We start from the raw sequence: 22,544 nt of genomic DNA, 5'->3' as shown, positions 1-22,544 counted from the left end.
GATCCGCATCACCTTCGACAGGCGAATTTGTCCGAGGTGCCAGCACGAGGACGACCACCCTTCACCCAGAACGAAGACCTCATGATCGAACAGGAGATGATCGCATGAACCACCGGACTGTTCGTCTTAATGAGCACGAGGTGACCCCCGTGGGGCTGTGGAGTCTGCGGGCCGCAGCGCCCACCGTGGCCGTCGTGGTCTCGCTGAACTTCCCCGGCCTCACTCCTGAGGCCCGGGATCTGATGCGCCGCCTCACCCGCACCGCCCTGCAGACCCTGGTCGACGCCGGGGCCCGCCCGGTCCTGGTCGACTCCAGTGCCCGGCAGCTGCCCGATCCCGCCGTCACCGCGGCCGCGGACGGGGTGCTGGTCCTCGGAGGCGGGGACGTCGACGCCTCCCTCTACGGCGTGGAGGGCCCCGTGCCCCACGAGTACGGGGTGGACCGACGCGCTGACCTCTACACCCTGCAGCTCATCGACCAGAGCCTGGGCCGTGACGTCCCGCTGCTGGCCGTCGGCAGGGGATCCCAGCTGCTCAACCTGGCCTGCGGGGGGACCCTCATCGCCCACCTGGACACCTGGCACCGGCACCGGGGCGAGCCCGGGGAGGCCGTGTGCACGGAGGAGGAGGTCACGCTGGAGCCGGAGAGCATGCTGGCGGGTGTCTACGGCGCCCGGCGGCTCACCGTCCGGTCCCACCACCACCAAGCGGTGGGCGTCGTGGCCCCCGGTCTGCGGGTCACCGCGGTGGCCGAGGACGGCATGGTCGAGGCGACGGAGCACCGTGACCGCACCTGGACCATCGGTGTGCAGTGGCACCCGGAGGACTCCCACGCTCCGGGGGCGGATCGACGGAGACTGTTCTCCGCCTTCGTGGACCACGCCGGCTCCGCCCGGCACCGCACCCCGGAGGTCTCGCTGGTGGCCGCGTGAACCCGTCCCGCCGCCCGTCCGTGCCGCGCAGGCCCTTGCCGCGGCACGGACGGGCGCACGGCCGACGGAGCGGGACGGCATTCGAGGCAGCGCCGCTGCGCCGCCGGCGACGTCCCGACCCGACCGCTGCGGAGGTCCCCCGATGAACGACGTCCAGCCCACCTGGTACACCGCCGCGCAGATCGCCGAACGGGTCCCGGCCGACCGCGCCCGGCGGCTGATCCAGAAGGCCCTGGTCGAGGGCTTCGACCCCGCGACGGACCCGGCCCGGACCAGCGCCCCGGCCGGATCCGGGCACCTGCTGCTGATGCCCTCGACGATCTCGGCCTGGACCGGTGTCAAGGTCGCCTCCGTGGCCCCGGACAACCCGGCCCGGGGCCTGCCGCGGATCCAGGCGGTCTACGTCCTGATGGACACCGCGACCCTGACCGTCCGGGCGCTGCTGGAGGGCTCGGCCCTCACGGCCCTGCGCACCCCGGCCGTCTCCGCCGTGGCCGCCGACGCCCTGGCGCCGCCGGACGCCGCGCACCTGGTGGTCCTCGGCACGGGACCGCAGGCGGTCGGCCACGTCCGGGCGTTCGCCGGGATCCGCGACCTCGCCCGCGTCACGGTGGTCGGACGCAGCCCCGGGAAGGTCCGTGCCGTCCTCGAGGAGCTCTCCGCCCTGGGGCCCGAGATCGTGGCCGGCACGACCGGCGACGTCGCCCGCGCCGACATCGTGGTGTGCGCGACGTCCGCGCCCGCACCCCTCTTCGACGGCTCCCTGGTCCGCGACGGCGCCTGCGTCGTGGCCATGGGCTCGCACGAGAGTGACCGGCGCGAGCTGGACGCCGGTCTCATGGGCCGGTCCCTGGTGGTGGTCGAGGACGTCGCCACGGCGCTGCGGGAGGCCGGCGACGTCGTCCTGGCCGTGGAGGAGGGGACGCTCGCCGGGGACGCCCTGGTGCCGGTGCGGGACGTGGTCACCGGGGCGGTGGCCCGCCGCGACGACGCCCCCAACGTCTTCAAGGGCGTGGGCATGTCCTGGCAGGACCTCGCCGTCGCCGTCGGCGTCGTGGACCCGGAGGCCTGAGGCCCGCGCCGCGCCCGGACCTCGACCCGACGCCGGCGGGAACGGCGGGACACCGGCCCGTTCGACCCGCACGGGAGCATCCGGGCCTTCGAAGCTCTACTCTGTCAACATGCTGATCACCACCGCGGCGCCGCCCGCCCCTGCCGAGACCGCGCCGGAGGTCCTCCGATGAGCGGCGGTCTGATCGCCCTGCTGGACGACGTCGCCGCCCTGGCCCGCGTCACCGCCGCCTCCGTGGACGACATCGGCGCGGCCGCGGGGCGGGCGAGCATGAAGGCGGCGGGCGTCGTCGTGGACGACACCGCCGTGACCCCGCAGTACGTCCAGGACGTCTCCCCGGCGCGCGAGCTGCCCATCATCTGGCGCATCACCAAGGGCTCGTTCCGCAACAAGCTGATCTTCATCCTCCCGGTCATCCTGCTGCTGAGCCAGTTCGCCCCGTGGCTGCTGACCCCGATCCTCATGCTCGGCGGCAGCTACCTGTGCTTCGAGGGCGCCGAGAAGATCTGGTCCAAGCTCTCGGGCCACGGGGCCAAGACCAAGACCCCCGTGGTGGAGAAGGGCAAGGACGCGGAGGACACGATGGTCGGGGGCGCGGTGCGCACCGACCTGATCCTCTCGGCCGAGATCATGGTCATCTCCCTCAACGAGGTGGCCGGTGAACCGCTGCTCTCCCGGGCGGCCATCCTGGTGGTCGTGGCCATCGGCATCACCGTCCTGGTCTACGGGGTGGTTGCCCTGATCATCCGCATGGACGACTTCGGTCTGCACCTGGCCGAACGGTCCTCGCCGACCACGCAGAAGATCGGCCACGGCCTGGTCAAGGGCATGCCCGGACTGCTCACCGTCATCTCGGTCGTGGGCACCGCCGCCATGCTCTGGGTGGGCGGGCACATCATCCTCGTGGGCCTCGACGAGCTGGGCTGGCACGCCCCCTACGAGGCCGTGCACCACCTCGAGGTCCTCGTGCACGACGCCGTCCCCGGCGGTCTCGGCGCGGCGCTCGCGTGGCTCACGAACACCTTCTTCTCCGCGGTCCTGGGCCTCGCCTGGGGCGCCGTCCTGGTGCTGGTGTGGGAGCTGCTGCCCTTCGGCAAGGGCGAGCACGAGGCCGAGCACGCCGCCCACGGCGCGCACGAGGCGCAGGGCGAGCAGCACGGGAAGCACTCCGCCGCGGCCGCCCCGGGGGAGTCCGGCGGCGCCCCGGCCGGCCCGTCCGATCCCACCCCTCCGGCCGACGGGGGCTCCACCGCGGCCCGGTGACCGCGGCCCCCGATCGTGGCGCGCTGTCCGTGGCCCTGATCGGGCCCGCTGTCCTCGGCCCCCGATCGTGGCCTGCCGACCACCGGGGCCGCCGGGGGTCGCACGCGGCCCGCGACCTCACCCCTCACCGGCCGACGCCGTGCGTCAGAGGTCGTCGGGGTCCCCGGCGCGGGCGCTGAGGTACTCGTCCAGGACGGCGGAGCCCAGGTCCCCCGGGTCCGGGGCCACCACGCGCCCGCCGATCCGCTCGGCCATCCGCCGCAGGAACCGCTCCAGCCCGGGGTCGTCGCCGAGCCGGAAGAACGTCGCCTGCGCCCCCATGCGTCCCAGCCGGTCGAGCTCCTCGACCGTGGCGCGCAGGGTCTCCGGCGCCGTGGGCCAGGAAAACCAGCTCTCGCCGTCGGGCAGCAGGTGCGCCGTGGGCTCCCCGTCGGTGACCACGAGCAGGACGGGCTGCATCGACGGGTGCTTGCGGAAGAACCGCGTGGCGAGCAGCAGTCCGTGGTGCAGGTTGGTGCCCTGCTCCCGCACCGGCGGCAGCCCCGTGAGCTCGTCGACCGGCAGCGCGCGGGCGTAGCGGCCGAAGGCGACGATCTGCAGCTGGTCCCCGCGGAACCGCGTGGAGACGAGGTGGTGGAGCGCCAGGGCCGTGCGCTTCATGGGCACCCAGCGTCCCTCGGCGGCCATGGAGAACGAGGTGTCCACGAGGAGGACGACGGCGGCCTGCGTGCGCGCCTCCGTCTCGGCCACCTCGATGTCCCGGACGTCGAGGCGCAGCCCCTGCCGGGCGTCGCCGCCCTCGGCCGCCGTGCGCCGGATGGCGTTGGTGATGGTGCGGGTGGTGTCCCACGGCTCGGCGTCCCCGAACTGCCATTCCCGGGTGGCGCCGGAGGGCTCGCCGGCCGCTCCGGCGAGGCGGGTGTCGCGCTGACCGCTCCGGGAGGACAGGTTCTGGGCGGCGTCCCGCAGCAGCGCCTTGCCGATCCGCCGCACCGCGCGGGGCGAGAGCCGCAGGTCGCCGTCCGCGCCGCGCTGCAGGTAGCCGCTGTCCCGCATCGCCCGCTCCAGCTCGGCGAGGGTCCGGGCCGACACCGCGGCGTCGTCGCCCAGCTGGCGCGCGAGCGCGTCGAGGTCCATGTCGTCCAGGTTGGCGCCCCGGTGGTGCTGCGCCAGCTGCTCGGCCAGCGCGTCGAGCTCGGCGATGTCCTGCAGCACGCCCGTGCCGTCGCCGAGTCCCAGTCCGTCCTGACCCCCGAAGTCCTCCGATCCGCCCCAGTTCTCCCCGGGACGCAGCCCCTGCAGGTTCGCGTCGAGCCGGCCGAGCTGGTCCATCAGCTCGGGGGAGCCGAACGCCTGGGCGGAGAGCTGCATCAGCTCCTGGCGCTGCTCGGGGGACATGGAGTTCAGCATCCGCTGGGCCGCCGCCGCGCGCCGGGCCATGGCGTCGATCAGCTCCTCGACCGACTGCGGGTTCTCGGGGAAGTGGTCCCCGTGCTTCGCCATGAAGTCCTGGAAGTCCTGGTCGGTGTCCTCGCCCCGCCCGTGCTTCTCGAGCAGCTCGTTGAGGTCCCGCAGCATCTCCGCCACGGCCTCCCGGTCGGCGTCCGTGGCGTGCTCCAGGGCCTGCTTCATGCCCGCGAAGCGCTGGTCCAGCATCTCGCGGCCGAGGAGGTCCTTGATCTGCTCGTACGCCTCCCGTGCGGAGTCGGACTGCCAGTCGTAGGACGCGAGCTCGCTGACGGCGGCGGCCGTGGAGCTCGGCAGGCCGTCGAGCTGCATCTCCCGGAAGGAGCGGTCCATCGGGTCCATCCGGGCGTCCCGCAGGAACTGCTCGCGCTCCAGGCGCAGCGCCTTCTCGAGCAGCTTCTTCGCCTCCTCGAGCGTGCCGCCCAGGCTGTGGCGCTTCAGGAGCTCGCGCCGCCGCTGCTGCACGCGCCAGGACAGGTCGTCGAGGCCGTCCCGGCCGCGGCCGCCCCGCCGGAGGAACTCGCGCAGCGCCTCCTCCGGCGAGTACCCGGCCATGACGTCCTCGGAGACGGCCTCGAGCGCCTCGGCCAGGTCCACCGGCGGGGCCAGCGGATCGGGTCCTCCGGTGTACCGGCCGTATCTCGAGGACCGGTGGTGTGCGGGCATGACGCCCCCTCTGTGTCTTCTGCGGCCCTGTGTCTTCGTGTCGCGGTGTCGCGGTGTCGCGGTGTCGCTGTGTTGCTGTGCCGTTGTGTGGCTGTGTCGTGGTCGCGCGGTCGGCGCGGCGCTCGTCCCCGGCGCGCGGGTGGGGCGGTCAGCCGTAGACGGTGCCGCCCTCGTCGGCGTCCTTGGAGATCTTCTGGGCCAGGTAGAGACCCTCGAGCGCCAGCTCGATCGCGCTGGCGCGCTGTCCCGGCGTGGTCGCGCCGAGGCGCGCGGCGATCTCGTCGTAGGTGGTCCCGGCCCTGTCATCGCCGTCGTCGGGGGCCGACAGGTCGTCGGGCGCCGCCAGCTCGGGGAGCCCGGCGAGGAAGTCCTGGGCGGAGACGTCGTCGCCGGTGGACACCGTGGTGCGGCCGTCGAAGGCCTCCACGACCGGTCCGAGGTCGATGCCGCGGAAGCGGCCCCGGACGGTCTCGGCGGTCGCCCGGCGGAGCAGGTGGTCGAGGATCGCGCGCTCGCGGCCCTCCTCGCCGGACTCGAACTCGATCTTGCCGGCCAGGACGTCGGTGGCCGTCTCCATGTCCACCATCCGCGCCACGGCCTCCGTCTCGCCGCGGATCGTGGCGCGCCGCAGCGCCGCCGCCGCGACCGTCTCCGCGCCCGCGATCGCGAACCGCGCCGACACCCCCGAGCGCTGGTCGACCGCGGAGGACTCCCGCAGCAGGCGGGTGAACCGGGCCAGGGTCTCGAGGATCGTGTCCGGGACCTCGGCGATCAGCTCGGCCTCCTGGCGGATCACGGCGATCTCGTCCTCGAGCTCGAGCGGGTAGTGGGTGCGGATCTCGGCGCCGAACCGGTCCTTGAGCGGCGTGATGATCCGGCCGCGGTTCGTGTAGTCCTCGGGGTTGGCCGTGGCCACCACGAGCACGTCCAGCGGCAGCCGCAGGACGTAGCCGCGGATCTGGATGTCGCGCTCCTCCATCACGTTGAGCATGGCCACCTGGATCCGCTCGGCGAGGTCGGGCAGCTCGTTGATCGCCACGATGCCGCGGTGCGAGCGGGGCACGAGCCCGTAGTGGATGGTCTCCGGGTCCCCGAGCCGCCGGCCCTCGGCGACGCGCATCGGGTCGACGTCCCCGATGAGGTCCGCCACGGACGTGTCCGGGGTGGCGAGCTTCTCGACGTAGCGCTCCGAGCGGTGCCGCCAGACCACGGGCAGCTCGTCGCCCTCGAGCAGGATCCGCCGCCGCGACGCCTCGGTCAGCGGCTCCAGCGGGTGCTCGTTGAGCTCCGAGCCCTCGATGGCGGGGGACCACTCGTCGAGCAGGCCGGCGAGGGTGCGCAACAGGCGGGTCTTGCCCTGGCCGCGCTCGCCCAGCAGCACGACGTCGTGACCGGCGAGCAGGGCCCGCTCCAGCTGGGGCAGAACGGTGCGCCCGAGCCCGTGCAGGCCCGGCCAGGGGTCACCGCCCTCGGCCAGCGTGCGCAGGAGGTTCTCGCGGATCTCCTCGCGCAGCGTCCTGTGGGCGACGCGGGCGGCGCGGAGCTCGCCGAGCGTGCGGATGTCGGGGTGATCGGTCCGATCAGTCACAGCGCCAACCTAACCCCGGCGTCAAGGGGGTGCCCGTGCGCAGGGTTCCGGCGTCGTCGACGGCGTCCTCGACAGGAGCGTTCGACGGCGGCCCCTGTGGCCGCGGGGGCCCCGACAGTACGCTGGTGCATCATGGTCACTCGCAAGGCACCACGGAGCACCCTCGTCCTGCTCGTGCGGCACGGGGAGACCCCCACCACGGGCAAGGTCCTGCCGGGGCGGGCCCCCGGTCTGCACCTGTCCGAGCGCGGCCGGGCCCAGGCGGAGCGGCTCGCGGAGCGGCTCGCGGGGGTCCGCGTCGACGCGCTCTACACCTCCCCGCTCGAGCGCACGCGCGAGACCGCGGCGCCCACCGAGGCGCGGACCGGCCGGGAGGCGGTCGTGGAGCCGGGGCTGCTCGAGTGCGACTTCGGGGAGTGGACGGGCGAGGAGCTCTCCCGCCTCTCCCGGCTCAAGGCCTGGTCGACCGTCCAGCGGGCGCCCTCGACCTTCCGGTTCCCCGGCGGTGAGAGCTTCCCGGAGATGCAGGCCAGGACGGTCGGCGCCGTCGACCGGGTGCGGGCGGCCCACGAGGGCGGGGTGGTGGTCTGCTTCTCGCACGCAGACCCCATCAAAGCGGCGCTCGCCCACGCCCTGGGCACGCACCTGGACCTCTTCCAGCGCATCGTGGTCAGCCCGTGCTCGGTCTCGGCGATCTCGTACGCCCCCGGACAGGCGCCGGCCGTGCTCACGGTGAACTCCACCGACGAGCCGCTGGCCGGCCTGAGGGTGTCGTGAGCGGACGCTGATGGGCGAGCTCGTGCTCCTGACGGAGGGCCGGATCGAGCTCCTCGGACTGATCCGGGAGAGCAGCAACTCGGCGCTGCTCGTCGAGGTCACGCTCGAGGAGGAGACGGCCTGGGGGATCTACAAGCCCCTGGAGGGCGAGCGGCCGCTGATCGACTTCCGCCCGGGGCTGCACCGGCGGGAGCGCGCCGCGTACGTGCTGAGCGAGTTCCTGGGCTGGGGCATCGTCCCGCCCACCGTCCTGCGCCAGGACGGCCCGTTCGGGGCGGGGTCCCTGCAGCGGTTCGTGGAGCACGACCCGCGGCAGCACTACTTCACCCTCTACGACGCCGCCCCGGACACCCACGACGCCCTGCGCCGGATCGCGCTGTTCGACCTCGTGGCCAACAACGCCGACCGCAAGGGAGGCCACGTGCTGCGGGGGGCCGACGGCCGGATCTGGGGGATCGACCACGGGCTGTGCTTCGCGGCGGCGTTCAAGCTGCGGACCGTCGTCTGGGACTTCTCCGGCGAGCCCGTGCCCGAGGACCTGCTCCGCGACATCGCCCCTCTGGCCGACGACGTCCCCGCCGAGCTCACCGACCTCCTCGACGCCACGGAGGTGGCCGCGCTGCGGCGGCGGGTGCGCCGGCTGCTCGACGAGGCGGTCCTGCCGGTGGACGTCACCGGCCGCCGGATCCCCTGGCCGCTCCTGTGAGTCCTGCGGGCACCGGGCGGGCCCCGCGGCCCCGCGGGAACACGGTCCGCGCGGTCAGTTCCGCCGGGCGGCGACGAGCTCGAGGAAGTGCGCCCGCATCCGTGCCCGGTCGGGCTCCACGCCGGTGATCAGCCGGAAGGCGTCGACGGCCTGGCCCACGGCCATGTGCCCGCCGTCGAGGACCTGGCAGCCGGCGGCGCGGGCCGCGACGATGAGCTGCGTGTCCACGGGGAGGTAGATGACATCGGCGACCCACTGCGAGCCGGTGAGCAGATCGGTGTCGAAGGGGGTCCCGGGGTGATGGTGCATGCCGACGGGCGTGGCGTTGACGACACCGTCGGCGGCGCCGATGAGGTCGGGCAGCTCCTCCGCGGTGGCGGCGTGGACCCGTTGGCCGGGGAACAGCGCCGTCATGGCTGCGGCTCGTTCCGCTGCCCGTTCCGGGTCCATGTCGAACAGGTGCAGCGTGCGGGTCCCGCTGGAGAGGAGGGCGGCGGCCACTGCTGAGCCGGCCCCGCCGGTGCCGATCTGCACGACCTGCTCCTTGGACGCATCCGGCAGCTGAGTGGTCAGCCCGGCGGCGAAGCCGGACTGGTCGGTGTTGTGGCCGATGAACTGCCCGTTCCGGATCAGCACGGTGTTGACGGCCCGCAGTGCTCGCGCCGCCGGACTGACCTCGTCCAGGTGCTCCAGGACCAGCTGCTTGCAGGGATGGGTGATGTTGAAGGCGTTGAAGCCCAGGTCCCGCCCCGCTCGCAGGAGCTCGCCCACATCGGTGGCGGGGCGGTCGATGACCTCCAGGTCGATGGGCCGGTAGAGGTAGTGCAGCCCGTGCCGGCGGGCCTCCGCCTCGTGCATGGCGGGGGAGAGGCTGGCGGTGATGCCCTCACCGATCAGGCCCACCAGGTAGGACTCGGACGGGGTGCTCATGGAACTCCTCTAGAAACGGGGCAGGGACTGCCCTGCCGGTGGCTGCTGGGGTGGGTGGTGGGCATCCGCGCAGGGGCGGGGCCGGTCACGGTCGTTGGGGCAGCTTCACGCTGAGCTCGGCGGTGGCGTCCTGCAAGGGGGCCAGGTGCCGGCGCAGGTCCTCGAGATCGGCGCGGAACTTCGGGGCGGCCAGGGTGACCGCCGCGATCAGCCGGTTGGAGCCCGACAGGACCGGGGCGGCGACGGCGACCATGCCGATGTCGTTCTCCTCGGACTGCCCGGCCCACCCCTGGGCCCGGATCTGCTCCACCTGCCGGGCGAGCTCCTCGCGGTCGGTGATGGAGTGCTCGGTGCGCGGGGTCAGCTCGAGGGTGGCCAGCAGGTGCTCCCGGGTCGCGCGGTCGGCGAAGGCCAGCAGGACCTTGCCCGAGGCGGTGGTGTGCAACGGGCTGAGGTCCCCGGGGTCGGTGGTGGTGCGGAACTGCGGCCCGTCGACCTTGTGGACCGTCAGGCTGTGGTCGCCGTCCCGCACGTGCAGCACCGAGCTCTCCCCGGTGACCTCGGTCAGCCGCTGCAGGACCGGCAGCGCCGCCCCTTCGAACCCGTGGGCGCTGGCGACCTTCTGCCCCAGCTGGTAGACCCGCAGGCCCAGCTGGTAGCGCTTCTCGCGGGCGTCGTAGGCCGCGAACCCGGTGCGCACCAGCGTGGTCAGCAACCGGTACACCGTGCTGAAGGGATAGTCGACCTCCTCCGCGATCTCGGCGGCGGTCGCCCCGTGCGGGTGCTCTCCCAGCAGGGTGAGCACCCCCAGGGCCTTGCCCACGGTCCCTGAACCTTCTGTCGCCATCTCTGCCTCCTCCTTGACATCCCAGTGTGACTCACTTCATGCTGATATTCCAATAAACAGCAGACGTTTTCATTATGTGGAAGTAGTGGACGAGGAGTGCGGGACGGGTGGTCCCGTCAGCACCGATGCCGTCCCGTTCTGGAAGGAAGAGGAAATGACACAGGATCAGAACCACGGTTCCGACAGCGCGACGCGTGGACGCGTCCCCGTGGGCGGGAGGCGTCCCCTCCGAGCGGTCGGCGCTGCCGTTGCCGCCGTCGGTGTGCTGGCCACGACCGCGTGCGGCGGGGGCGGGGGCGAGGAGGCGTTCCCCTCGGACACCATCGAGATGATCATTCCCTACTCCGCCGGTGGCAGCACCGACGTGAGTGTCCGGCAGATGGCGTCGGCGGCCGAGGAGACGTGCGGCACGGACGTCATCGCCAGCAACCAGACCGGCAGCGCCGGGGCCGTGGGCTTCACCGCCACGGCCAACGCGGAGCCGGACGGGTACACCGTGGGCGCCACGGCCACCGAGGTGGCCTACCTGCAGGATCTCGGCTTCACCGACATCGGTCCGGACGACCTCAAGGGCGTGATGCGCTACGCCCTCAACCCGCACGTGTACTTCGTGCCGGCCGACTCCCCGTACCAGACCATGGAGGAGCTCCTGGAGGCGGCGGAGAACGGGGAGACCATCTCGACCGCTTCCAGCGGTACCGGCTCGGTCTACCACCTCGCCGCGGCGGGGCTGGGGCTTGCCGCGGGAGTGCCCGACCAGTTCCGGAACCTGCCCTTCGACGGCGGATCGGCGGCCGTCCAGGCCACCATCGGCGGCCAGGCCGACATGACGGCCGTGGTGCTCAACGAAGCGGTCTCCCAGGTGGAGGCGGGCCGGCTGCGTCCGCTCGCCGTCGCCGCCGACGAGCGTCTCGAGGACCTCCCGGACACCCCCACCCTGCAGGAGCTCGGGATCGACTGGAACTCGTCGTCCCACCTCGGTCTCGCCGTGCCCGCGGAGACCCCCGACGAGCGCGTCCAGGCCCTGGACGAGTGCCTGCACGCGGCCATCGAGTCGGAGGAGTTCCAGCAGGCCATGGAGGAGCAGAACCTGAACCTGTCGTACCTGCCGCCGGAGGAGTTCGAGGCGTACCTCGCTGAGATGTCGGAGCAGTACGGCGAGGTGATCCGTGAGGTGGGCATCGTTGCCGAAGCAGAGTGATCCGCCGGCGACCGACGGAGGGAGGGGCCGACCATGAGCACCCGACTGGGTGACCGGATAGCCGGTCTGCTGCTGCTGGGACTGGCCGTGTTCGTGTACGTGTACAGCGGCCGGCTGCCGGCGCCGATCCAGGACCTCGACCCGGGGGTCGGCTACTTCCCCCGCATGCTCGCGGTGCTGATCGGCGTGCTGGCCCTCGTGCCGCTGCTGCGGCCCCAGGAGTGGGAGCGGATGCCGCGCGGTGTCATCGCCTGGCACGTCCTCGGCACGGCGGCGCTGCTGTTCTTCTACGCCCTGGCCATCGACACCCTGGGCTTCGTGATCACCACCGTGGTCTTCGTGCTGGCCGAGCTGCTGCTGCTCGGGGCCCGGAAACCGCTCACGCTGGTCCTCATGCCGCTGGGAGTGTCGCTGGGGCTGTTCTACCTGTTCCGCAGCGTGCTCGACGTTCCCCTGCCGACGGCAGGGTGGGGAGGGTTGCCGATATGACCGCATGGTTCTCCGGGTTCGAGGCCGTCCTCGATCCCACCGTCCTGGTCCTCATTCCGCTCGGGATCCTCCTGGGGGTGCTGATCGGTGCCATGCCCGGGCTCTCGGCGACCGTGGGGATCGCGATCTTCCTGCCGTTCACCTTCACCCTGGACCCGCTCCCCGGCCTGGTGCTCCTGCTGGGCATCTACAACGGTGCCTGCTACGCCGGGTCGATCCCGGCCATCCTGCTGCGGACCCCGGGCACACCGGCCTCGGCGGCCACCGTCCTGGACGGATACCCCATGGCGCAGAAGGGGCAGGCCGGGCTGGGCCTGGCCGTGTCCCTGGTGGCCTCGGTGGTCGGCGGCCTCATCGCCACGGTCATGCTCATCTTCTCCGCGCCCGCGGTGGCGGAGTTCGCGCTGACCTTCGGGCCGGCCGAGTACTTCGCGCTGGCGGTGGTGGCGCTGACCATCATCGCGTCCCTGGGCGAGGACTCCCTGGTCAAGGGCGTGCTCAGCGCCGCGCTGGGCGTGCTCGTGGCCATGGTCGGGCTGGACAGCATCTCCGGGGCCAGCCGGTTCACCTTCGGCACCCCGGAGCTGACCGGTGGCGTGGAGCTGATCCCGCTGCTCGTGGGGCTGTTCGGGGCCGCCGAGGCCTTCGTGCAGATCGAGCGCATGCACGGCACCGAGCACGTCTCCTCGATGGGCAGCTTCCGGCTGGGGAAGAAGGTGCTGCGCTCCATCGCGCCCACGACCGTCGCCTCCTCCGTGGCCGGTTTCTTCATCGGCGCGCTGCCCGGGGTCGGCGGTGACATCGGGGGCTACGTGGCCTACAACGAGACCCGTCGCTTCGCCCGGCACGGCAAGGAGAACTTCGGCAAGGGCGAGCCCCGCGGCGTGGCCGCGGCGGAATCGGCCAACAACTCGGCCCAGGTCGGCGGTCTCGTCCCGACGCTGACCCTCGGCATCCCCGGCAACACCGCCGCGGCCGTGCTGATCGGGGCGCTGCTCGTGCAGGGCCTGCGGCCGGGCCCGCAGCTGTTCGAGTCCGATCCGGAGCTGGTCTACGGGTCGTTCATCGCGATCTTCCTCGGGTTCGCCTTTCTGCTGCTCGTGGGGGCCGTGGGGATCAGGGCGTGGGCGCAGGTCATCCGGATCCCGCCGATGCTGCTGTGGCCGGTCGTGCTCGTCCTGTCGATCATCGGCGCGTACGCCGTGCGCACGAATCCCTTCGACGTGTTCGTGATGCTGATCGCCGGCGTCCTGGGCTATCTCATGACCAAGGGCGGCTACCCGGTCGCGCCGTTCCTGATCGGGGTCATCATCGGCCCCCTGGCCGAGGACAACTACCGGTTGGCAATGATCCAGTCCGGAGGGACCTTCGCCTGGGCCCTGGAGCCGATCCCGTTCGTGCTGCTGGTGCTCGCGGTGATCTCCCTGGCCGTGCCGCTGTGGCGGGCTCATCGCGGCCGCCGCACCACCCGTCCGGACGACGAGATCACCCAGGTCTGAGCACCGTCCCGCCCGCCGCGGGAGGAGGCGCCGGGCCACCGGCGCCTCCTCCCGGAACCCGGCAGGAGGTTTTCTCCCCGACCGGACGTCGTACAGTGGCGGACCATGGAGATCAGGTGGCTGGAGGCGTTCGTCGCCGTGGCCGAGGAGCTGCACTTCGGCCGTGCCGCCACCCGGCTGCGGATGGCGCAGTCGCCCCTGAGCCAGACGATCCGCAAGCTCGAGAAGGACGTGGGCGCCGAGCTGTTCGAGCGCAGCACCCGCAGCGTGGACCTCACCGCCGCCGGCCGCGCCCTGCTCCCGCACGCCTACCGGATCCTCGACGAGGTCGGCCTGGCCCGGAAGGCTCCGACCTCGGCGCCGGGCAGCGTCTACGGGCGGGTCTCGATCGGCTTCTCCGGAGCCCTCAACCACCTCACCCTGCCCCCGCTGGCACGGGCTCTGCGCCAGCGGCACCCCAACATCTCGCTCCACCTGGTCGGGCGGGTCATGTCCGGAGAGGCGGTCGACCGCCTGGTCGCCGGGACGCTCGACCTCGCCTTCGTGGGGCTGCCGCTGAACCCTGGAGCGGTCGCGACGCGACGCATCGCCCGCGAGCGGCTGGGGGTCGTGCTGCCGAGCGACCACCGGCTCGCGGAGCGTGCGGCCGTGGACCTCCGCGAGCTGGCCGAGGAGGCGTTCATCACCATGCCCCTCCTCTCGGGCTCCGCCCTCAACGACAGCGCCCTGCGCGCCTGCACGGCCAGCGGCTTCCGCCCGCGCGTGGTCCAGGAGGTGCCGGACCCGTTCATCATGATGACCCTGGTCTCGGCGGGTGTGGGCGTGAGCATCGTGACCGAGGGCGTGGCCGGCGTCGTGCCGGCCGGCTCGGTCTTCCGGCCGCTCGCCGGGACACCGCGCTTCCACGACCACGCTCTCGCGTGGGCCGCCGGCAACACCTCCCGGGTGCTCGGGGCGGTGCTCGACGTGGCGCTGGAGGTCCTGCCCACACCCGGGGACTGACACCGGCCCGGAACCAGACTGTGTGTTCTGAGCACACAGTGATTGACCAATTCTGTGTTGGACGGGGCACAGTGCTGATGGGAGAGTCAGGAGTGCCCCGCATCACGTCGGCCCAGGCCGCGCGGGCACCCCTCACCCCGACTCCGGAAGGAACACTCCCGTGGGCGCCATCGACACCACGAGCCGCTGCGCGGCCCCGCCCGTTCCGGAGGCGTCCGTCCCGGACCCCGGCGCTGCGCGGCCCGGACGCACCCCGGACGACCGGCACCGCCCGGCGCCGGGGACCGGGGCGGCACGATGACCGGCGCCGCGGCCCCCGCCGGCCGGCCCCGACTCGGCCTGGCCCAGCTCTCCCTCGTCGGCACCGCCCCGCCGGACCTGGTGCTGGTCGCCGCAGGGGCCGGCTTCGACTTCATCGGGGTGCGCGTGCGCCCGGTGACCCCGGCCGAGCGCCCCTACGACCTCTCGCCGGGCTCGCCCCTGCTGCTGGCCACCCTGGCCCGCCTGCGGGACACCGGGGTCGTGGTGCGCGACATCGAGTTCCTGCTCCTCGACGGGACCGATCAGCGCGAGGCCTGGCTGCGGATGATGGAGGCCGGGCAGGCGCTGGGCGCCACGTCCCTGACCGTGGCCTGCGCGGACGAGGACACCGCTCGCGCCGCTGACACCCTGGCCCGGATGACCGAGGACGGCCGCGCCTTCGGCGTCGTCCCGACCCTCGAGCCGATCTCCTACCAGGCGGTCCGCTCCGTGCCCGCCGCCGCGGAGCTCGCCCGGCGGGCCGGCTGCCGGATCGTGCTGGACGCCCTGCACTTCCACCGCGGCGGGGGGACGTCCGAGCAGCTGCGTGAGCACGCGGGCGTCGTCGAGATGCTCCAGCTGTGCGACGGCCCGGCGCGGCGCCCCGCCACCCGGGAGGACCTCGTGCACGAGTCCCGCGCCGAGCGCGGCATCCCGGGGGAGGGGGAGCTCGACCTCCCGGCGCTCGTGGCCGCGCTCCCGCCGGACGTGCCCGTGAGCGTGGAGACCCCCTCGGAGCGGCACCTGGCCGAGCTCGGTGAACAGGGCTGGGCCCGTCGCCTCCACGACGCCGCGCAGGCCGTGCTCGCCCGCGCCGGCCGCCCGGGGGACACCGCATGAGCAGCACCGCCCGCACCACCACGGCCGGGGACGTCGCCGACCCGGGCACCCCCGTGCACCCGGACGCGGACGGCCACTGAGCCACCCCTGACACCCACCGACCCACGGACACCGGAGAGAGACGCAGCATGAACCCCCACCAGAACACCCCGGCCGACGCCGGCCACGGCCCGGTCCCCGAGGAGTGCGACCTGCTGGTCGTCGGCTCCGGGGCCGGCGGGCTCTCGGCCGCCGTCACCGCGGCCCACCACGGACTGGACGTCCTCGTGGTCGAGAGGGCCCCCGTGTGCGGTGGGGCCACCTCCTGGTCCGGGGGCTGGGCGTGGGCCCCCGGCAACCCGCTCGCCGCGGCCGACGGGGTGGACGAGGACCGGGAGCTCTTCCGCACCTACCTGCGCCACTGCCTCGGCGCGGACTACCGGGCGGACAAGGTCGAGGCCTTCCTGGAGGCCGCCCCGCACATGGTGGGCTTCTTCTCCGGGAGGACCTCCCTGCAGTTCGTGCCGGGGGCGAGGATCAAGGACGTCTACGGCACGGTCCCCGGCGCCGGCACCGGCCACCGCTCCGTGGGGCCCCGGCCGATCAACGCCCGCCGCATCCGCCCCGCGATCCGGGCCCTGATGCGCCACCAGCTCTACGAGACGTCGTTCCTCGGCATGGGGATCATGGCGGGGCCCGACCTCGCCGGGTTCCTCTCCGCGTCCCGGGGCGACCCGCGCGGCCTGGTCCACGCCACCCGGCGCTTCGGCCTGCACCTCCTGGATCTGCTCGTGCACCGCCGGAACATGCAGCTGGTCAACGGGACCGCGCTGACCGGGCGGCTGCTGACGTCCGCGGACGACCTCGGCGTGCGGATCCGCGTGTCCACCCCGGCGCGGCGGCTGGTGACCGACGGGGCCGGACGCGTCACGGGCGCCGTCGTCGAGGGCGCCGGCGGAGAGCGCACCGTCCGAGCCCGCCGCGGCGTGGTCCTGGCCGCGGGCGGCTTCCCGCAGGACGTCGAGCGGCGCCGGACGCTGTTCCCCCGCACCCCCACCGGCCGCGAGCACCGGACCCTGGCGCCGCGGGAGGCGGACGGGGACGGCATCCGGCTCGGCGAGCAGGTCGGTGCGGACTTCCGGACCGACGTCGCGTCCCCCGCCGCCTGGTGCCCGGTCTCGCTCGTGCCCTACCGCAGCGGCCGGGTCGGGACGTTCCCGCACATCATGGACCGCGCCAAGCCGGGCAGCATCGGGGTGCGCGCCGACGGCCGGCGCTTCGTGAACGAGGCCGACGGCTACCACGACTACGTGGCGGCCATGATCCGGGCCACCCCGGAGGACGAGCCCGTGCAGGCCTGGCAGATCGCCGACTCCCGTTTCGTGCGCCGATACCCGCTGGGCATGGCCAAGCCCCGGCCCGTCCCGCTGTTCCCCTACGTGCGTTCGGGCTACCTGAAGAAGGGACGCAGCCTCGAGGAGCTCGCCCGCGAGTGCGGGATCGACCCCGTGGGCCTCCGGGAGACCGTGCGGCGGTTCAACGAGCACGCCCGCCGCGGGGAGGACCCCGACTTCGGGCGCGGGGAGACCGAGTTCAACCGCTGCGGCGGGGACCCCCGGGTGGGCCCCAACCCGTCCCTCGCCCCGCTGGAGCGGGGCCCGTTCTACGCCGTGCGCATCGTCCCGGGCAGCTTCGGCACCTTCGCCGGGCTGGCCGCGGACCCCCGCGCCCGGGTGCTCGACCGCCGCGGCGAGCCCGTGCCCGGCCTCTGGGCGGCCGGCAGCGACCACGTCAACGTCATGGGCGGCCACTACCCGGCCGGTGGGATCAACCTCGGCCCCGCCCTGACCTTCGGCTACGTGGCCGGGCGGGACGCCGCCGGCGTCACCGAGTACGAGGACGAGCCCGCCTGAGCCGTCCGCCGCACCACCACGCGGCCCCCTGTCGACAGGCCCGCCTGCGCCGCACGGGCGTCCGCAGTGCGGCTCAGCGGCGCAGCGTGGTGGCCGGGTTCTCGCCGTAGGCCTGCCGGTGGCGGCGCGCGAAGTCACCGGGGTGGGCCATGCCCCAGCGCCGGGCGATGCCGCGCACGGTGTCGCCCCGGGCGGGGTCCCCTCGCACCAGGTCGTCGTGGGCGGCCACCAGCCGCAGCTCGCGCAGGTACGCGCCCGGGGTGGTCCCGGCGTGGGAGCGGAAGGCCCGGGTGAGCTCCACGGTGCTGAGCTCCACGTGGCGGGCGACGTCCTCGACCGTGATCGGCGACGACGCGGCGGCGTGCAGGTACTCGACGGCGCGCCGGTAGGCCGTGTGCTGCCCGGCGGGTGACGCCCGCCGGGCCTCGGGGTCCCCGGCGAGGGAGAACGCCTCCAGGGTCGCCACCGCCATCCGCCGCCGCAGATCGGCGCGCAGCAGCGGGAGGGAGGAGAGCTCGGGATCGGCCAGGACCTGCTGCACGAACGCGAAGGTGCTCCTCCAGTACCTCTCCTGAGCGGGGGACCGCGGGCGCGGGTCGTGGAAGGCGACCTCGAGGGTCTCGTGCCCGTAGACCGACCGGGCGGTCTCCTGCATCGTGGTCAGGCCGATGTTGACCGAGTCGACCAGCAGCTGGTCCACCTCGCCGTAGTACTCCTGCTCCGGCTGGAGCAGGAACACTCCGAGCCCGGTGCCCGACCGGCCGTCGATCGTCCAGTCGACGCCTCCGGCGCGCGGCACGACGACCGAGAAGACCTCGTCCAGCACCATCCGGCCGGCGATGCTGCCGCGGAAGGTGAGCCGCCCCAGATTGAGGTCGGCGTCCCCGTGCACGTCCTGGCGGTACAGGAACGAGGACCGGTCGGCGACCGTGCCCATGCGCGCGCTGGTGTAGACCTGCTGCAGCGCCTCGTTGGCCACCTCCGGGTCGGTGGTCGCCACGTGCAGGTCGATCGGGGTCTCCGGTTCCTGGGGCATCCCGTCTCAGCTCCGCAGGGTCGTGGCCGGGGCCTGGCCGTACCGTTCCCGGTAGGCTGCGGCGAAGCGTCCTCGGTGGGCGAAGCCCCAGCGCGCGGCGACCGCCTCCACGGTGGCGCCGGTGACGGGGTCGGCCGCCAGCAGGTCGTGGTGGACGGCGTCGAGCCGGGCGGCGCGCAGGTAGGCGGTGGGGGTGGTGTCCAGTTCCCGGCGGAAGGCCGCCTGGAGCCCGCGCACGCTCATCCTGGCGGCCGCCGCGATGTCGGCCGGGCCAATGTCGGCGTCCACGTGCTCCTCGATGAAGGCGACCGCCCGTCGCACCCCCGCCGGCGCCGAACGGGACTGCCCGGCCGGTGCCTCGCCGCGGGTCAGGAAGGTGCTGGGGAAGGCGTGCAGCAGGGCGGTGGTGAGGGAGCGGGCGACCTCGGACCGGAGCAGGGGGCTGCTCATCGCCTGGTCGTCGGGCAGCAGGTCGCGGGCCAGGTGGGAGACCGTGCCCAGCCAGTACCGGGTCATGGCGGTCGAGATCGGGCGGGTCCCCGCGAACGCCAGCCGGAACGTCTCGTCCCCCAGCAGCCGCCGGGCGTGGTCCTCCACCGCCGCGGGGTCCAGGGACACGGTGATCGCCTCGAGCTCGTCCCAGCAGCTGGTGAAGGTGCGCTGGGGGAACAGGAAGGGCCCGGTGCGGGGGAAGCGGTCGCCGGCGCTGGTGGCGCTCAGCACGCCCGACGTCACGTGGCACACCCGCAGCACGTCGGCGCCGTCCGTCCGGCCGGCGCACGAGGAGCCCCGCAGCCGCACGCGTTCGTACGCCACGGGACCGAGGCCGGTCGCGGCCAGTCGCATGTCGAACGCGCCCTCCGGGGCCCTGCGCACGCTTCGGATGGCGAAGACCTCGTCGAGCACCGCCATGCCCTCCGCCGGGTCCCGGGTGGTGAACACCGACCGTCGCACCTGGGAGTCCATGGTTCGCAGGCTACGCGCGAGCGCGGACGGAGTCGACATCAGGTACCCCCTGTTGCGGGCGGCGTGATCGGGCGGGTCGCGGGAGAGCGTCCCACCGCTTCCCGCGCGCCGGATCCGCGACGGGCGGGCGCCCCGGCCGGCGCGACCCTTGCCCGCAGCGCCCGGGCGGGCGTAGCTTGGTGGCCATGTTCTTGTCCTGATGCCCCGGCCCGCGTCCGCGGCCGGCACCGTCGAGCCGAGCCCAGGGGGCTCCGCGCATCCGGTGCCGCACCGGCCCGGCGGGTCCGATCCCCAGCATCGACAGGACCGCACCGTGACCTCCACCTCCCCCTCCACCTTCTCCTCCGCCGCTCCCTGGGCGGCGACCGCCGCCCCGCGCCGCCCCGTCCACCTGCGCCTGGACGGCATCGGCGTCAGCCACCCCGGCCGCCGGGTCCTCACCGACGTGTCGCTGACCGTCACCGCCGGTGAGCGCATCGGCCTGATCGGGGAGAACGGCGCCGGCAAGACCACGCTGCTGCACGTGGCCGCCGGACTCCTGGTGCCGGGCACGGGCACCGTGCACCGGCCCGAGCGCACCGGGCTGCTCCACCAGGAGCTCGACCTCCCCGCCGCGACCACGCTGGGGCAGGTCGTCGAGCAGGCCGTCGGAGAGGTCCGCGCCCTGGAGCACCGGCTGACCGGGCTCGCCGCCGCGATCGCCCGGGCACCCGACGACCCCGCGACGGCGGACGCCTACGACGCCGTGCTGCGGGACGCCGAGCGCCACGGGCTGTGGACCCTCGACGCCCGCGTCGAGACGGTCCTGGGCGGTCTCGGGCTGGCCCGGCTGCCGAGGGGCCGGCCGGTCGGTGAGCTCTCCGGCGGGCAGCGCCGCCGGCTCGCGCTCGCGGCCCTGCTGCTGGCCCGGCCCACGGCGCTGCTGCTCGACGAGCCGACCAACCACCTCGACGACGACGCCGTCGACTTCCTGGCGGGCGAGCTGGCCGCCTGGCGGGGTCCGGTGCTCCTGGCCAGTCACGACCGCTGGTTCCTGGACGACGTGGCCACCGGGCTCGTCGACCTCGACCCCGCCCTGGGGCCCGACGAGTCCGCCGGAGGACCGCCACGGCAGGGCACCTCCACGACGGGCGGCTACAGCTCCTACCTCGAGCAGCGGGAGCTCGCCCGCCGGCGCTGGGCCGAGCGCTTCACCGCCCAGGCGCAGGAGTGGGAGCGGCTGCAGGAGATCGCCGAGGTCTCCGGCCGGGAGATCTTCCACACCACGGCCCCGAAGTCCGAGGGACGGATCACCCGGAAGTTCTACAGCGACCGCGCCGCCAAGACCGTCGGCGGCCGGGTGCGCTCGGCCCGCCACCGGCTGGCCGAGCTCGAGCGCACCGCGGTGGGCGCCCCGCCGGAGCCCCTGCGCCTCGCGGGGTTCGCCCGGGACGCGGTCGCCCCGTTCGACGCCGGCCACCCGCTGGTCCGGCTGACCGGGGTGCGGGTCGCGGGACGTCTGGCGCCGACCGATCTCGAGCTGCGCGCCGGGGACCGGCTGCTGGTCGAGGGCCCGAACGGCGCCGGGAAGTCGACGCTGCTCGCCGTGCTGGCGGGGGAGCTGTGCCCGGACGGCGGGGCCGTGGAGCGGCAGGGCTCCGTCGTCGTCGGCCGCCTGGCCCAGGACGACTCCTGGCCGGACCTGACGTGCACGGCCGAGGCGGCCTTCCGCTCCCGGCTGCGCGCCGGGGACCGTGCCCCGACGCTGGAGGAGCTGGGTCTGCTGCGGGACGGCGAGGCCGCCCGGCCCCTCGGGGAGCTCTCCCCCGGGCAGCGGCGGAGGGTCGCGCTCGCGGCCCTGGTCGCGGAGCCCGCCCCGCTGCTCCTCCTGGACGAGCCCACCAACCACCTGTCGCTGGCCCTGGCCGAGGAGCTCGAGCGGGCCCTGGAGGACTTCCCGGGCACGGTGGTGCTGGCCACGCACGACCGGTGGGCCCGGCGGCGCTGGCGGGGCCGGGTCCTCCCGGTGCGGCCCGGGACGGACTGAGGGCCCCGGCGCCCGGCTACGGTGCCGCCGCCGGGCGGGGAGAGGCGGCGGCGTCCTCGCGCACGTACGCCTCGATCTCCCGTCCGGCGTCCCCGAACCAGGGCGCCGACTCCTCGTAGTCGGACCACCCGTCGGTCAGCACGGCGACGACGTAGTCGTGGCCGCCGAGCTCGACGATCCCGGCGTCGTGCGAGACGTCCTGCAGCAGACCGGTCTTGTGCGCGAACGCGACGTCCGGGGAGAAGCCCGTGGACAGGGCGTAGTCGAGGTGCTGCTCCTCGAGGTACCCGAGGAGCAGGGCGGTGGAGGAGCCGGAGAGCAGCTCGCCCCGGCGCAGGCGGTCCAGGAAGTCCGCGACGTCGTCGGGGGTGGTGGTCATCGCCACGATGTCCTCGGACCCGGTGCCGGGGTCGAACGTGGTGGCCTCGAAGCCCTGCTCGTGCGCGAAGGCTTCGACGTCCGTCCACCCGAGCCACCGGCCCAGTGCGGCGCCGGAGGCGTTGTCCGACCAGCTGATCATCACGTCGAGGGCCTGCTCGACCGTGAGGCCCAGCTCCGGCACGGCGTCCGAGAGGGCGAGGGCGCCCCGCTCGACCTCGTCGAGGACCGCGTGGGCGAGGAAGAGCTTGTAGAGGCTCGCGCTCGTGAACGGACGGTCGGCCTCGCGGGCCACCACCTCCCGGCCCTCGGGGTCGAGCAGCACGACCCCGAGCTCCCCGGGCACCTCGTCGGCGAGATCCTCCAGGCTCCGCTCCAGGTCCACGGCGGCGGCCTCGGCCGTCGGGGCGGCGGTCGTCACCTCCCCGGTCCCGCCGCAGGCGCCGAGCAGGAGGACGAGGGCGAGGCCCAGCACCGCGGTGCGGCCGGTTCGGGCCTCTCGAGAGCTCGTGCGCACGGTGGGCCTTTCGTTCCCGGACGGACGGGAACGCTGGGCGGAACGCCCCGGCGGACGGCGCCGGTCCCGACCTCGACCGTACCGGCGCCGCCCTGGGAATCGTCCGAACATGTTCCGTCAATCCTGTCCCCTCTATGGCACCGGTCCGTT

General features: G+C 73.9%; 19 protein-coding genes. 12 read left to right on the top strand and 7 right to left on the bottom strand.

Features of this window, described 5'->3' with window-relative positions; all coding sequences use genetic code 11:
- Positions 1-104 precede the first annotated feature (104 nt).
- The 3 genes from Q0817_RS12215 to Q0817_RS12205 all read left to right on the top strand — a co-directional run bounded on the left by Q0817_RS12215 (position 105) and on the right by Q0817_RS12205 (position 3,267).
- The gene (locus tag Q0817_RS12215) at positions 105-932 is read left to right on the top strand and encodes a gamma-glutamyl-gamma-aminobutyrate hydrolase family protein (RefSeq protein WP_298587858.1); all 828 of its coding nucleotides are present in this window, start codon (positions 105-107) and stop codon (positions 930-932) included.
- 142 nt (positions 933-1,074) lie between these two features.
- Positions 1,075-2,004, top strand: a complete 930-nt coding sequence (locus Q0817_RS12210) for an ornithine cyclodeaminase family protein (RefSeq protein WP_298587856.1) — start codon at positions 1,075-1,077, stop codon at positions 2,002-2,004.
- Between the two features lie 168 nt (positions 2,005-2,172).
- A complete protein-coding gene (locus tag Q0817_RS12205) occupies positions 2,173-3,267 on the top strand; it encodes a DUF808 domain-containing protein (RefSeq protein WP_298587853.1) in 1,095 nt (364 codons plus the stop codon).
- Positions 3,268-3,411: 144 nt separating this feature from the next.
- Here Q0817_RS12205 and Q0817_RS12200 read toward each other — a convergent pair whose 3' ends face one another.
- Complete coding sequence (locus Q0817_RS12200) at positions 3,412-5,400, bottom strand: VWA domain-containing protein (RefSeq protein ID WP_298587850.1); 1,989 nt, start codon at positions 5,398-5,400, stop codon at positions 3,412-3,414.
- A 148-nt stretch (positions 5,401-5,548) separates the two neighbouring features.
- Positions 5,549-6,988 carry an AAA family ATPase gene (locus Q0817_RS12195; protein ID WP_298587847.1) on the bottom strand — a complete coding sequence of 480 codons (1,440 nt, stop codon included), beginning with the start codon at positions 6,986-6,988 and terminating at the stop codon, positions 5,549-5,551.
- A 132-nt stretch (positions 6,989-7,120) separates the two neighbouring features.
- Between Q0817_RS12195 and Q0817_RS12190 the strand changes: the two genes are divergently transcribed.
- Both Q0817_RS12190 and Q0817_RS12185 read left to right on the top strand, forming a co-directional pair.
- The gene (locus Q0817_RS12190) at positions 7,121-7,765 is read left to right on the top strand and encodes an MSMEG_4193 family putative phosphomutase (protein ID WP_298587844.1); all 645 of its coding nucleotides are present in this window, start codon (positions 7,121-7,123) and stop codon (positions 7,763-7,765) included.
- Between the two features lie 10 nt (positions 7,766-7,775).
- A complete protein-coding gene (locus tag Q0817_RS12185) occupies positions 7,776-8,471 on the top strand; it encodes an SCO1664 family protein (RefSeq protein WP_298587841.1) in 696 nt (231 codons plus the stop codon).
- A 54-nt stretch (positions 8,472-8,525) separates the two neighbouring features.
- Here the strand turns inward: Q0817_RS12185 and Q0817_RS12180 are convergent, their stop codons facing one another.
- Entirely contained in the window at positions 8,526-9,401 is an 876-nt protein-coding gene (locus tag Q0817_RS12180) for a shikimate dehydrogenase (protein ID WP_298587838.1), read from the bottom strand.
- Positions 9,402-9,486: 85 nt separating this feature from the next.
- Positions 9,487-10,248, bottom strand: a complete 762-nt coding sequence (locus Q0817_RS12175; RefSeq protein WP_298587835.1) for an IclR family transcriptional regulator — start codon at positions 10,246-10,248, stop codon at positions 9,487-9,489.
- A 262-nt stretch (positions 10,249-10,510) separates the two neighbouring features.
- On the opposite strand from Q0817_RS12175, the gene Q0817_RS12170 reads away from it, so the two are divergent.
- From Q0817_RS12170 to Q0817_RS12145, 6 genes are all read left to right on the top strand, one after another.
- A complete protein-coding gene (locus Q0817_RS12170) occupies positions 10,511-11,449 on the top strand; it encodes a tripartite tricarboxylate transporter substrate binding protein (protein ID WP_298587832.1) in 939 nt (312 codons plus the stop codon).
- 33 nt (positions 11,450-11,482) lie between these two features.
- Positions 11,483-11,938 carry a tripartite tricarboxylate transporter TctB family protein gene (locus Q0817_RS12165; RefSeq protein WP_298587829.1) on the top strand — a complete coding sequence of 152 codons (456 nt, stop codon included), beginning with the start codon at positions 11,483-11,485 and terminating at the stop codon, positions 11,936-11,938.
- The gene (locus tag Q0817_RS12160; RefSeq protein ID WP_298587826.1) at positions 11,935-13,437 is read left to right on the top strand and encodes a tripartite tricarboxylate transporter permease; all 1,503 of its coding nucleotides are present in this window, start codon (positions 11,935-11,937) and stop codon (positions 13,435-13,437) included. The genes Q0817_RS12165 and Q0817_RS12160 overlap by 4 nt, the downstream gene beginning before the upstream one ends.
- 105 nt (positions 13,438-13,542) lie before the next feature.
- The gene (locus Q0817_RS12155; protein ID WP_298587823.1) at positions 13,543-14,439 is read left to right on the top strand and encodes a LysR family transcriptional regulator; all 897 of its coding nucleotides are present in this window, start codon (positions 13,543-13,545) and stop codon (positions 14,437-14,439) included.
- A gap of 297 nt (positions 14,440-14,736) precedes the next feature.
- The gene (locus Q0817_RS12150) at positions 14,737-15,579 is read left to right on the top strand and encodes a sugar phosphate isomerase/epimerase (protein WP_298587820.1); all 843 of its coding nucleotides are present in this window, start codon (positions 14,737-14,739) and stop codon (positions 15,577-15,579) included.
- Positions 15,580-15,707: 128 nt separating this feature from the next.
- Entirely contained in the window at positions 15,708-17,471 is a 1,764-nt protein-coding gene (locus tag Q0817_RS12145; RefSeq protein WP_298587817.1) for an FAD-dependent oxidoreductase, read from the top strand.
- 73 nt (positions 17,472-17,544) lie between these two features.
- On the opposite strand, the gene Q0817_RS12140 is transcribed toward Q0817_RS12145, so the two are convergent.
- Positions 17,545-18,507: a helix-turn-helix transcriptional regulator gene (locus Q0817_RS12140; RefSeq protein WP_298587814.1), complete on the bottom strand. Its 963-nt coding sequence runs from the start codon at positions 18,505-18,507 to the stop codon at positions 17,545-17,547.
- Positions 18,508-18,513: 6 nt separating this feature from the next.
- Entirely contained in the window at positions 18,514-19,473 is a 960-nt protein-coding gene (locus Q0817_RS12135) for a helix-turn-helix domain-containing protein (RefSeq protein WP_298587811.1), read from the bottom strand.
- Positions 19,474-19,786: 313 nt separating this feature from the next.
- On the opposite strand from Q0817_RS12135, the gene Q0817_RS12130 reads away from it, so the two are divergent.
- A complete protein-coding gene (locus tag Q0817_RS12130; RefSeq protein WP_298587808.1) occupies positions 19,787-21,499 on the top strand; it encodes an ABC-F family ATP-binding cassette domain-containing protein in 1,713 nt (570 codons plus the stop codon).
- Positions 21,500-21,515: 16 nt separating this feature from the next.
- Here the strand turns inward: Q0817_RS12130 and Q0817_RS12125 are convergent, their stop codons facing one another.
- The gene (locus tag Q0817_RS12125) at positions 21,516-22,394 is read right to left on the bottom strand and encodes a serine hydrolase (protein ID WP_298587805.1); all 879 of its coding nucleotides are present in this window, start codon (positions 22,392-22,394) and stop codon (positions 21,516-21,518) included.
- Positions 22,395-22,544: the final 150 nt, after the last annotated feature.

Source organism: uncultured Kocuria sp. (genome assembly GCF_947500125.1).
GTDB lineage: Bacteria > Actinomycetota > Actinomycetes > Actinomycetales > Micrococcaceae > Kocuria.
The sequence above is the reverse complement of the archived record's forward strand: the minus strand, read 5'-3'. Positions and strand labels throughout refer to the sequence as shown.